The sequence below is a fragment of the Ruegeria sp. BHSC276 genome, assembly GCF_059612945.1.
In genome coordinates this window covers 156,565-166,961 of record NZ_JBXWRP010000008.1, presented here as the reverse complement: position 1 = coordinate 166,961, position 10,397 = coordinate 156,565, and the positions used below count along the sequence as shown (strand labels likewise).

The window sequence follows — 10,397 nt, the reverse complement described above, 5'->3', positions numbered from 1 at the left end:
CGGCTTCGGCTTCGGCTTCGGCTTCGGCTTCGGCTTCGGCTTCGGCTTCGGCTTCGGCTTCGGCTTCGGCTTCGGCTTCGGCTTCGGCTTCGGCTTCGGCTTCGGCTTCGGAAGGGGCCTGCTCAACCCGATCCTCTGGGTCAAGGGCTTCGGCATCGACGTTTTTGTCGACCGCTTCGGTCACCGCGTCGGCCTTGGGGTCGTCCACCGGTTTCTGGTCCGTGTCTTTCTTGGCAGCCACCGTCACTTCCCCCTGTCGATTCCCATAAAACCTAACGCGCAGACGCGTCCAAGTTAATCCGCGCCCATCGCACCCTCAAGCCGGATCGCGTATTTCACGAGTTTTTTCACGGCTTTCCGCATTTTCTTGGGCGTCGGGCGTTTGGCAATCCGCAAACGGGCAATAGCCAAGTTTTCAAGGGGCTCAGCTGTCGGTCCGCTCATCGCAGCGACCAAAAGCGGCGCCGGTCCAGGCCAAAGGTCGGCAAATTGTCGCGCGGTCCGCGGCGAGAACAAGGGCGCAATCACCGGGGCAGATCCAGACGCCGCGTCTTGGGCCTCGGGCGTCAGGGGCAGCAAATACTGGCGATAGACCGCCTGTTCCCGCACGGTCAGGCCCAGTTCGGTCAGCCGGTTCGCGATGTTGCCCCGGCTGTGTTCGCCGCGCAGATGCAGCAGTGGGCTGTCCGGGCGCTCTTTCAGCAGTTTGGCCACCAGTTCCTCGGCGGTTTCGCCGGCCATCCGGGCCACCCACCCGACTTGGCGGGCCGTTTCGGTGGTGGCCGGCCCCACGCAATAGGCGGGCAGATCCCGGCGCACATTCTGCGCCGCGGCGGCCGCCACGCCATTGGCCGAGGTGAAGATCAGGCCCCGGATTCCGGTCGTGTCCACCGCCTGTTCCATCGGTCGGATATCCAGCAGCGGGGAATAAATCACCTGGACCCGCGACCGTATCCGTTCGGGAAGCTGCGCCACGAACCTTTCCGAGGCGGCGCGGGGGCGGGTCATCAACAGGTACACGGGCGAGCGTTCGGGCCTTGAGGATTGTTTGCTGCAGCGTGGGGTGATACCCCGCGACGAGATCATGATGCAATGGTTCAGGCCGATGGTGCAAACACTTACCGTTCTGGGATTGGAAAGCAGCTGCGATGACACGGCGGCGGCCGTGGTGCGGCATACCGAGGGCGAACCGGCGCAGGTTCTTTCTTCGGTCGTGCATGGCCAGACGGACCTGCACAGCGCCTTCGGCGGCGTGGTGCCCGAGATTGCGGCGCGCGCGCATGCCGAAAAGCTGGATGTCTGCGTGCAGCAGGCGTTGGAGCAGGCGGGCCTGACTTTGCAGGATATGGACGCCGTGGCTGTGACCGCCGGGCCAGGACTGATCGGCGGGGTCATGTCGGGTGTGATGTGCGCCAAGGGGATCAGCGCGGCCACCGGCCTGCCGCTGATCGGCGTCAACCACCTGGCCGGCCACGCGCTGACCCCGCGCTTGACGGACGGGGTCGCCTTTCCCTACCTGATGCTGCTGGTGTCCGGCGGGCACTGCCAATACCTGATCGCCCACGGCCCCGAGCAGTTCACGCGGCTGGGCGGCACTATCGACGACGCCCCCGGCGAGGCATTCGACAAGACTGCGCGCCTGCTTGGCCTGCCCCAGCCCGGCGGCCCCTCGGTCGAGGCCGAGGCGCGCAATGGCAACCCCAAACGCTTTCGCTTCCCGCGACCGCTGCTGGACCGGCCCGGATGCGATCTGTCCTTTTCCGGGCTCAAGACCGCCTTGATGCGGATGCGCGATCAGATCGTGGCCGAAAAGGGCGGGCTGACGCGTCAGGACCGCGCCGATCTGTGCGCCGGGTTCCAGCAGGCGGTCGTGGATACGCTGGCCGAAAAGACCCGCCGCGCCGTCGCCCTGTATCTTGAAACCAACCCTGCCGAGCCGGTGATTGCCGTGGCCGGGGGCGTTGCCGCCAACACCGCAATTCGGACTGCGTTAGAGTCTGTTTCGGCGGATGCCGGCGCGCGGTTTACCGCCCCGCCGCTACACCTGTGCACCGACAATGCGGCAATGATCGCCTATGCAGGGTTGGAACGGTTCCGGCTGGGCGCGCGCGACGGGCTGGACCTGACCGCCCGACCCCGCTGGCCGCTGGATCAAACCAGCCCGGCCATGCTGGGCGGTGGGCGCAAGGGGGCCAAGGCATGAGTGTCTCGGTCCTTGGGTCGGGCGCCTTCGGCACCGCGCTGGCGATCTCGCTGGCGGGCAAGGGTCCGGTCACCTTGTGGGCCCGGTCGGGCGAACAGGCGCAGACGATGCAGGCGACCCGCCGCAATGACACCCGCCTGCCGGGGATCGCCCTGCCCGACGCCATCACCGTGACCGCCGAAATCACCCTGGCCTGTCAGAGCGACGTGTTGCTGCTGGCGGTGCCCATGCAAAAGCTGCGCGATGTTCTTTCGGTGCATGGGGCGGACCTGAAGGGTCGTATCCTGGTGGCCTGTTGCAAGGGCATCGAGCTATCCACTGGCCTCGGTCCGATCGCCGTGATCGAACAGGTGCTGCCCAACGCCCGCACTGCCTTGCTGACCGGGCCCAGCTTTGCCGATGACATCGCGCGCGGGTTGCCCACGGCGCTGACCCTGGCCTGCGCCGACGCAGAATTGGGCGCCCGGCTGCAACAGACGCTGACCACCGCCAACCTGCGGCTCTACCGGACCACCGACGTGACCGGGGCCGAGTTGGGCGGGGCGTTGAAGAACGTGATGGCCATCGCCTGCGGGGCCTGCATCGGCGCGGGTCTGGGGGACAGCGCCCGCGCGGCCCTGATGACGCGCGGTTTTGCCGAGATGCAGCGCTTTGCCGCGATGCGCGGCGCCCGGCCCGAGACCCTTATGGGCCTGTCGGGTTTGGGCGATCTGGTCCTGACCTGCTCGTCCGACCTGTCGCGTAACTTCCGGTTCGGTCTGTCGCTGGGCCGCAACGAGTCCTTTGACGCCGCGACCACCGTCGAAGGCGTGGCCACGGCAAATGCCATGGCCACCATCGCCGCGACCGAGGGGCTGGACATGCCCATCTGCCAGACGGTGGCGCAACTCAGCCGCGGCGCCTACAGTGTCGCCGAGGCCTTGCAATCCCTGCTCAATCGCCCACTCAAGGAGGAATGATATGCTTATCGCCCTGATCGCGCGCGACAAGGACGGCGCCCTGCAGACCCGGCTGGACAACCGCGCCGCGCACCTGGCCTATATCGAAGAAACAGGCGTAGTCGCACAGGCCGGGCCGCTGCTGGACGGCGATGCCATGATCGGGTCGCTGGTCATCCTGGATGTCGAGGATCTGTCCGCCGCACAGGCCTGGGCCGACAACGACCCCTATGCCAAGGCCGGTCTGTTCAAGTCGGTCGAACTGATCCCGTGGAAGAAGGTCATCGGCTGATGGCGTATTGGCTGTTCAAATCCGAACCCTCGACCTGGAGCTGGGACCAGCAGGTCGCCAAGGGCGACGCGGGCGAGGAATGGGACGGGGTGCGCAATTATCAGGCCCGCAATTTCATGCGGCAGATGAAGCTGGGCGACCGAGGGTTTTTCTATCATTCGCAGAAAGACAAGGCGATCGTCGGCATCGTCGAGGTCTGCGCCGAGGCCCACCCCGACAGCACCACCGATGACGACCGGTGGGACTGCGTGGACATCAAGGCGGTGCGCCCCTTTGCCAAACCGGTCACGCTGGACCAGATCAAGGCCGATTCACGGCTGACCGACATGGTGCTGGTCAAGAACTCGCGCCTGTCGGTGCAGCCCGTCTCCGAGGCCGAATGGGCGGTGATCTGCGAACTGGGCCAGACCGCGGCGGATTGAGAAAAAAGGGAAGGCCCTGACGATGCAGAACCTTCCCTACCCCGCGTGCTCCCTACTCACCACACGCAAAGAAATCTCTGGTTCTGACCGTCCTGGTCACGGGTTGAATATAGCCGAGGGAGCGTCTGTTTTTCAAACGTTGAATCAATAGATTATGATTCAAATGCAAAACGCCCGCCGCTCCGACCGGGCGGGCGTTTCCAAATGTCGCGGCAGGATCAGCCGTAGACGGACTCTTTGCCGAAATGCTTGGTCAGCATGTAATAGACCACCGCGCGGTATTTGTTGCGCTCGGACTTGCCGTAGGTTTCGATGACCTTGTTGATCGCTTCCATCAGTTCCGGGCCATCCGACAGGCCCAGCTTCTTGATCAGAAAGTTGTTCTTGACCGTCTCCAGCTCACCTTCCTGGCTGGCGGCCACGGTTGCGGCATCCGCGTCATAGATCGACGGCCCGCAACCGATCGTCACTTTGGTCAGCAGGTCCATGTCGGGGTCCATACCGCATTTGTTTTTCAGATCATCCGCATATTTTGCGATCAACTCGTCACGTTTTCCCATTGTCCTCTCCTGTATGGGTTGGGGTACGGCCTTTTTGGCGCTGGCTGAACGGTAGCGGCTGGCAGGAAAAGCACAAAGGGAAAAATCGGGCATGTTCCCCGTAGACCACGCCGTGCAGCCCGCGCCTTGATGTGTTCGGATTCTTTATTTAACATAAACGTTAATTAACGATCCAAGGAGACTCGTCATGCCCGTCGCCCTTCCCAACGAAAGCGCCGCGTACCGAAACGCCCGAAATGCCCTGCTGGCCGCTGAAGTCGATCTGCGTGCGCGGGTCGAGGAAGTGGCCGCGCTGCGCCGGACCTTGCCCAAAGGCGGCCAAATCCCACAGGATTACGTCTTTCGGAACCTCAGCGGCGATATTGCCCCGATTTCAAGCCTTTTCGGTGATCATGACACTCTGGTCGTGTATTCGCTGATGTTCGGCCCCAAGGCGCAGGACCCCTGCCCCATGTGCTCGGCCTTTCTGGACGGTCTGACCGGGCAGGTCGCGCATCTGACCCGAAAAGCCGCCTTTGCGGTCGTGGCGCAGAATACGCCGGATGCCCTGGCCGCGCTGCGCCGGCGCATGGGCTGGCAGGATCTGCCGCTTTTTTCCGCGTTGGTTACGACGTACCAGCAAGACTATCTGGCTGAGACCGAGGACGGAAACCAGTTGCCGATCCTGAACGTGTTTCAACGCGATGCGGATGGCATCCACCATTTCTGGAGCTCCGAGCTGTTTTTTGAACCCAGCGACTGGCATCCGCGCCATGTCGATGCGGCCTGGCCCCTGTGGAACATTCTGGACCTGACACCGCAGGGCCGCGGAGATTTCGTGCCGTCGCTCCGCTGACCGCAACAAAAAAAGGCGGCCCAGATGGCCGCCTTTTCCTCGAATTTCTGACAGATCAATACCGGTAATGCTCGGGCTTGAACGGGCCTTCGGGCGTGACACCGATGTAATCCGCCTGCTCCTTGTTCAGCTTGGTCAGCTTGACGCCGATCCGGTCCAAATGCAGGCGCGCGACCTTCTCGTCCAGATGCTTGGGCAGGATATAGACCTTGTTCTCGTACTGGTCGCCGCGGGTCCACAGTTCGATCTGGGCCAGAACCTGGTTGGTGAACGAGGCCGACATCACGAAGGACGGATGCCCGGTGGCATTGCCCAGGTTCAGCAGACGGCCTTCGGACAGCAGGATGATACGGTTGCCCGAGGGCATTTCGATCATGTCCACCTGGTCCTTGATGTTGGTCCATTTGTGGTTGCGCAGGCTGGCCACCTGAATTTCGTTGTCGAAATGGCCGATATTGCCGACGATGGCCATGTCCTTCATCTCGCGCATGTGCTCGATGCGGATCACGTCCTTGTTGCCGGTGGTGGTGATGAAGATGTCGGCGGTCGAAACCACATCTTCCAGCAGAACCACCTCATACCCGTCCATCGCGGCCTGCAGTGCACAGATCGGGTCGACCTCGGTCACCTTCACGCGGGCGCCGGCGCCACGCAGCGACGCGGCCGAGCCCTTGCCCACGTCGCCATAACCGCAGACCACGGCGACCTTGCCGGCCATCATCGTGTCGGTGGCGCGACGGATGCCGTCGACCAGCGATTCCTTGCAGCCGTACTTGTTGTCGAATTTCGACTTGGTGACGCTGTCGTTCACGTTGATCGCCGGGAACGGCAGATGGCCGTCCTTGACCAACTGATACAGGCGGTTGACGCCGGTGGTGGTTTCCTCGGACACGCCCTTGATCTGATCGCGCACCTTGGTGAACCAGCCCGGGCTTGCCGCCATCCGCTTCTTGATCTGCGCTTTGATGACCTCTTCCTCTTCCGAAGCCGGGACGGGGATGATGTCCTCACCCGCTTCGGCGCGCGCGCCCAGCAGGATGTACAGCGTGGCGTCGCCGCCATCATCCAGGATCATGTTGGGGCCGTCTTCGAACTGAAACGACTTGTCGAGATAGTCCCAATGCTCTTCCAGCGTCTGGCCCTTGATGGCAAAGACCGGAATGCCCGCCTTAGCGATGGCTGCCGCCGCGTGGTCCTGAGTCGAGAAGATGTTGCACGACGCCCAGCGCACGTCCGCGCCCAGCGCGACCAGCGTTTCGATCAGAACAGCGGTCTGGATCGTCATGTGCAACGACCCGACGATGCGCGCCCCTTTCAGCGGCTTGCTGTCGCCGTATTCCGCGCGCAGAGCCATCAGGCCCGGCATTTCGGTTTCCGCGATATCCAGTTCCTTGCGGCCGAACCCGGCCAGTGAAATGTCTTTGACGATGTAGTCGCCGGCCATCAGATGCTCCATTCCGATCAACAACGGTTTGGGCAGGCCCTAACACCGTTGAGGAAAAGTCGCAATGTGGATGGCGATTGGGGCGCGGGCGTTAATTCAACTGGGCGCCCCTTCGGCAGCGGCCCTAGGCGTCACTTCGAAGAAATCGGTGCCAGCGGCGACAATGCAACTGATGCCGTTGGCGTGGGTCATCAACACGGTATAGGTGCCGGTGGCGCGTGAGGCCCATACCTCCATGACCGTCTGACCGCTCCGCGTGTTCTGCAATCCGCCAAAGGCCAGCTCTTCGGAATAGATCTGCTGCAGCTTGGCGATGACATCACCGCGCAGGGCGCAGTTCTGGGCCGATGCGGGCGGCGCGGCCGCAGCCATGCCAAAGACAAGGGCCATTCCCAACAAACGCTTGAACATGACAAGCTCCTTTCGGTTCGGGTTTCGATCCGAGAGGGGCACGCCGGGAGGAACGCGCGCCCCCCTCAGCCTTGATGTCGTGATCCCCACGTGCCGGTTCAAAGCACGATTGCTCAAGAAACTGTTGGCAGCCGGTGATCAGGATGGCTTAAGCATAGCACGAAACCGCGTTTCAGGCACATTCGGTGCAAAAGGGGGCATGGCAGAATGGCAACACAACCCAGGGCATGGCAACGGATGCTGTCGGGCCGCAGGCTGGACCTGCTGGACCCGACCCCGGTGGATATCGAGATCGAGGATATCGCCCATGGGCTGGCATTCGTGGCCCGCTGGAACGGCCAGACGGCGGGTGATTTCGCCTATTCCGTGGCCGAGCATTCTCTGCTGGTCGAAGAGCTGTTCGGCCGGATCGCCCCCAAGGCGCAGGTGAAATGGCGGTTGGCGGCGCTTCTGCACGATGCGCCAGAATATGTGATCGGCGACATGATCTCGCCGGTGAAGGCCGCGGTCGGCCCGGGCTATGGCGCGCTGGACGACCGGTTGGCGGCGGCTATCCACATCCGCTTTGGCCTGCCCGCCGCGGTGCCGAAAACGGTGAAACGTCAGATCAAGAAAGCCGACCGGATCAGCGCCTGGATGGAGGCCACCCAGATCGCGGGGTTTTCCGAGGCTGAGGCAACCAAGTTCTTTGGCCGACCGGACGCGGCGGTGATGGAGGGGTTGCAAATCACTCTAAGGCCACCGGTTGAGGCTCGGCAGGCGTATACGGCGCGGCATGCGGAGCTGTTGGCGTTATTGTAGCACATGACTTAGGCCGAGATCTGCTTTAGAACCCTCTGCAGAAGTGAAGAATTTACGCTGCGAGCGCTCGCAGCAAGACTACCCGCTGCATGACAGAAGGAAATGCGGACGTTCAGGCAGAACGCAGCGAGATTGCGATCCGCAATGACCGGGTCGCGGGCCTCAGGGCGAATGGCTCTATGGAGTGTGACCGACCCTTTCCTGCCGTTCGGCCAATCGGTCCGATGCTGCACAGCAGTTTGTCGAAGCCAAGATTCGCGGGCTTGCGGAACGACGCTGTCCTTGGAGGCCTTCCGCGCGGACGAAGTGGTTACTCAAATCGCACTATTTTCATGAGGGGTGGGTATTGGGCCAAGGTGCCGGTCAGAACCTTGCCCCGCGGTTTCTGTCACTCTGGGATAGTGGCACCCGGAACTGCTTCGTAGGCATTGGATTGCGCAACCTCGTGCTGAATGGCAGTGCCGGGCAGGATCTCAAACAGCGGGTCGAAATCGACCATGGTCGAGGCGAGTTGCGCAAGAACGGTGGGATCACCTTCAATCTTGGCGGTGCCATCGGCGATCTGCTGCTCTAGTTCAATCGCGCCCATCATAGTCATTTCCAGATCCGAACGGTTTATGACCAATGTCAGGTCCGGGTTGTCCGCCTGATATCCCTCGATATTGGTCAGGGTCGCGTTCTCCATTTCGATGATGAACTTCTCGCCATTGTCCGGCGTTACCAGATTGATGGTGAACCGCATGCCTTCGGCTTTGCGGCTGTCCATCTTGATGCCGAGGAAGTTCAGGAACAATTCCGTGGACATCGCCCGGATCACATCAGAACTGGTTGAGCTCACCGTTGGAGCGTCGGAAATACCAGAACGCAGTTCGTAGGCACCCGACAAGTAACTATTTCGCAGTCCCGGGTTTTCCTGCTGGTAACCAAGCTGCTCATAACAGTCCGCAAGCAGATCACGTGCTGGCTGGTTGTCGTTCTCAGCGAGAAAGAGTTTGTTTAGGATTTCGACGGCCATCTTGTACTCACCAACCGAGAAAAGCTCTTGTCCTTTGGCCATGATCTTGTCCGACCCGCCCATCATCTCGACGTATAGGGGCGCCGATGCTTCGGGTGATGGCGGGATCAGGGTTGCTGGATTGGCATCCCAAAAACCAAGGTATCGCTGGATCACTCCTCGACTGTTGTGCTCGGGTGAACCGTGATAGCCCCGGCAGTGCCATTCATTTTGCAGGCTCTTGGGCATTTCATAGACGTTCTGGATCTGGTTGATCGTCACGCCTTGATTGGCGAAGTGCAGCACCTGGTTATTAAAATGCGCATACATGTCACGCTGCGCCCGCATCACCTCTTGAATACGGTCATTGCCCCAGCGCGGCCAGTGGTGAGACTGGAACATCACTTCTGCTTCCTCGCCAAAGAGATGCAGCGCCCGCGAGATGTATTTAGACCAGCGCAGAGGATCGCGCACCGGAGCTCCGCGCAGGGTGTAAATATTATGTAATGTGCCGGTAATGTTCTCGGCCATCCACAATGCCTTCATTCCCGGAATGTAAGTGTTCATGTTGGACGGCGCTTCAGTGCCTGGCGTGTTCTGAAACACCATACGCACGCCATCCACCTCGAGATATTCGATGTCTTCTTCGATGATCCGGGTGGGGGCAATAAGGCCAACGGAACCAAGAGACACCCGGTGACCCAGCCCCTGCCCAGCAAAACCGTACGGGTTGATCGGAAGCTGTTGGCCATACTGGTAAGACAATCGCCGGTTCATAGCGTTGCCAGCATAGACATTCTCGGAAATCGTGAACTCCATGAAATCACGCGGTGCAATGATTTCCACTTTGCCTGAACGCACATCAGCTTCGTCGATTATGCCGCGTACACCACCCCAATGGTCACCATGGGAATGCGAATAGATCACTGCGGTTGCCGGCAGCCCATCACCGACGTGCTCTTGAAATAGCTTCCATGCTGCGCGCGCTGTTTCCGCACTGATCAGTGGATCGATTACGATCCAACCATTTTCGCCGCGCACAAAGGAAACGTCAGACAGATCGAAGCCCCGCACTTGGTAAATTCCGGGAATGACTTCATACAGTCCGTAGTTCTGGTTCAGTCGCGAGACCCTCTGCAAAGACGGATGAATGCTTGGCCAGTCCTTGTCTTCGTCGAAGAAGCGGAAACTGGCCATGTCCCAGGCGATGTTGCCTGCATCCGCCATGATCGTATCTTCGGGCATCGGCGCGATAAACCCGCGAGCTTGTTCATCAAAATCACGCGTATCTGAGAACGGCAGCGTTTCCCGCGCTTCGGCAAGAATTTTCAAAGTGTGTTCCGAAGGCGCCTTGCCCTTCGGGTGGAAATGCCCTTCGGCTGGCGTCGCACTCTGCGCATACGCCGCCCCCTCCTCTGAAATGAATGTTGGCGCCACTGCGAATGCCGCTCCGAGCGCCGGGGCCGACTTGATGAAATTACGACGTGTGGTCATTTC

General features: G+C 61.2%; 12 protein-coding genes. 7 read left to right on the top strand and 5 right to left on the bottom strand.

All coding sequences use genetic code 11. From position 1 onward, the window contains the following. A partial coding sequence (locus AC2FMD_RS14870) for a hypothetical protein (RefSeq protein ID WP_496795165.1) occupies positions 1–298 on the top strand: 298 nt, incomplete at its 5' end. On the opposite strand, the gene AC2FMD_RS14865 is transcribed toward AC2FMD_RS14870, so the two are convergent. After that, complete coding sequence (locus AC2FMD_RS14865) at positions 295–1,008, bottom strand: uroporphyrinogen-III synthase (protein WP_496742722.1); 714 nt, start codon at positions 1,006–1,008, stop codon at positions 295–297. The two genes, AC2FMD_RS14870 and AC2FMD_RS14865, sit on opposite strands and share 4 nt — an antisense overlap. A 97-nt stretch (positions 1,009–1,105) precedes the next feature. Here AC2FMD_RS14865 and tsaD point away from each other — a divergent pair, with 97 nt between their 5' ends. From tsaD to AC2FMD_RS14845, 4 genes are read left to right on the top strand one after another with little or no spacing between them, the layout of a single operon-like run. After that, on the top strand, positions 1,106–2,203 hold the full coding sequence (gene tsaD / locus AC2FMD_RS14860; protein ID WP_496742723.1) for a tRNA (adenosine(37)-N6)-threonylcarbamoyltransferase complex transferase subunit TsaD: 1,098 nt from the start codon (positions 1,106–1,108) through the stop codon (positions 2,201–2,203). Further along, on the top strand, positions 2,200–3,162 hold the full coding sequence (locus AC2FMD_RS14855; protein WP_496742724.1) for an NAD(P)H-dependent glycerol-3-phosphate dehydrogenase: 963 nt from the start codon (positions 2,200–2,202) through the stop codon (positions 3,160–3,162). Before tsaD ends, AC2FMD_RS14855 begins: the two co-directional genes overlap by 4 nt. Position 3,163: 1 nt before the next feature. Further along, entirely contained in the window at positions 3,164–3,433 is a 270-nt protein-coding gene (locus AC2FMD_RS14850) for a YciI family protein (RefSeq protein ID WP_005979743.1), read from the top strand. After that, entirely contained in the window at positions 3,433–3,855 is a 423-nt protein-coding gene (locus AC2FMD_RS14845; protein WP_496684088.1) for an EVE domain-containing protein, read from the top strand. The genes AC2FMD_RS14850 and AC2FMD_RS14845 overlap by 1 nt, the downstream gene beginning before the upstream one ends. Before the next feature lie 218 nt (positions 3,856–4,073). On the opposite strand, the gene AC2FMD_RS14840 is transcribed toward AC2FMD_RS14845, so the two are convergent. Continuing rightward, positions 4,074–4,415 (bottom strand): DUF2853 family protein, encoded by a 342-nt coding sequence (locus AC2FMD_RS14840; RefSeq protein WP_149774134.1) that lies wholly within the window; start codon positions 4,413–4,415, stop codon positions 4,074–4,076. Positions 4,416–4,602: 187 nt separating this feature from the next. On the opposite strand from AC2FMD_RS14840, the gene AC2FMD_RS14835 reads away from it, so the two are divergent. After that, a complete protein-coding gene (locus tag AC2FMD_RS14835; RefSeq protein ID WP_496742725.1) occupies positions 4,603–5,250 on the top strand; it encodes a DUF899 family protein in 648 nt (215 codons plus the stop codon). A gap of 55 nt (positions 5,251–5,305) precedes the next feature. Here AC2FMD_RS14835 and ahcY read toward each other — a convergent pair whose 3' ends face one another. Continuing rightward, a complete protein-coding gene (gene ahcY, locus AC2FMD_RS14830) occupies positions 5,306–6,694 on the bottom strand; it encodes an adenosylhomocysteinase (RefSeq protein WP_496684096.1) in 1,389 nt (462 codons plus the stop codon). 96 nt (positions 6,695–6,790) lie between these two features. Continuing rightward, a complete protein-coding gene (locus AC2FMD_RS14825; RefSeq protein ID WP_496684099.1) occupies positions 6,791–7,105 on the bottom strand; it encodes a hypothetical protein in 315 nt (104 codons plus the stop codon). Positions 7,106–7,312: 207 nt separating this feature from the next. Here AC2FMD_RS14825 and AC2FMD_RS14820 point away from each other — a divergent pair, with 207 nt between their 5' ends. Next, positions 7,313–7,906: an HD domain-containing protein gene (locus tag AC2FMD_RS14820; protein WP_496711042.1), complete on the top strand. Its 594-nt coding sequence runs from the start codon at positions 7,313–7,315 to the stop codon at positions 7,904–7,906. Between the two features lie 388 nt (positions 7,907–8,294). On the opposite strand, the gene AC2FMD_RS14815 is transcribed toward AC2FMD_RS14820, so the two are convergent. Next, positions 8,295–10,394, bottom strand: coding sequence for an alkyl/aryl-sulfatase (locus tag AC2FMD_RS14815; RefSeq protein WP_496795164.1), 2,100 nt, complete (start codon positions 10,392–10,394; stop codon positions 8,295–8,297). Positions 10,395–10,397 lie beyond the last annotated feature (3 nt).

What these genes read in the sequence shown, in the direction of transcription:
- AC2FMD_RS14815 (WP_496795164.1), bottom strand. Translation starts at nt 10,394, where the DNA reads ATGACCACACGTCGTAATTTCATCAAGTCGGCCCCGGCGCTCGGAGCG.
- AC2FMD_RS14845 (WP_496684088.1), top strand. Translation starts at nt 3,433, where the DNA reads ATGGCGTATTGGCTGTTCAAATCCGAACCCTCGACCTGGAGCTGGGAC.
- AC2FMD_RS14855 (WP_496742724.1), top strand. Translation starts at nt 2,200, where the DNA reads ATGAGTGTCTCGGTCCTTGGGTCGGGCGCCTTCGGCACCGCGCTGGCG.
- tsaD (WP_496742723.1), top strand. Translation starts at nt 1,106, where the DNA reads ATGGTGCAAACACTTACCGTTCTGGGATTGGAAAGCAGCTGCGATGAC.
- AC2FMD_RS14825 (WP_496684099.1), bottom strand. Translation starts at nt 7,105, where the DNA reads ATGTTCAAGCGTTTGTTGGGAATGGCCCTTGTCTTTGGCATGGCTGCG.
- AC2FMD_RS14865 (WP_496742722.1), bottom strand. Translation starts at nt 1,008, where the DNA reads ATGACCCGCCCCCGCGCCGCCTCGGAAAGGTTCGTGGCGCAGCTTCCC.
- AC2FMD_RS14835 (WP_496742725.1), top strand. Translation starts at nt 4,603, where the DNA reads ATGCCCGTCGCCCTTCCCAACGAAAGCGCCGCGTACCGAAACGCCCGA.
- AC2FMD_RS14820 (WP_496711042.1), top strand. Translation starts at nt 7,313, where the DNA reads ATGGCAACACAACCCAGGGCATGGCAACGGATGCTGTCGGGCCGCAGG.
- AC2FMD_RS14840 (WP_149774134.1), bottom strand. Translation starts at nt 4,415, where the DNA reads ATGGGAAAACGTGACGAGTTGATCGCAAAATATGCGGATGATCTGAAA.
- ahcY (WP_496684096.1), bottom strand. Translation starts at nt 6,694, where the DNA reads ATGGCCGGCGACTACATCGTCAAAGACATTTCACTGGCCGGGTTCGGC.
- AC2FMD_RS14850 (WP_005979743.1), top strand. Translation starts at nt 3,164, where the DNA reads ATGCTTATCGCCCTGATCGCGCGCGACAAGGACGGCGCCCTGCAGACC.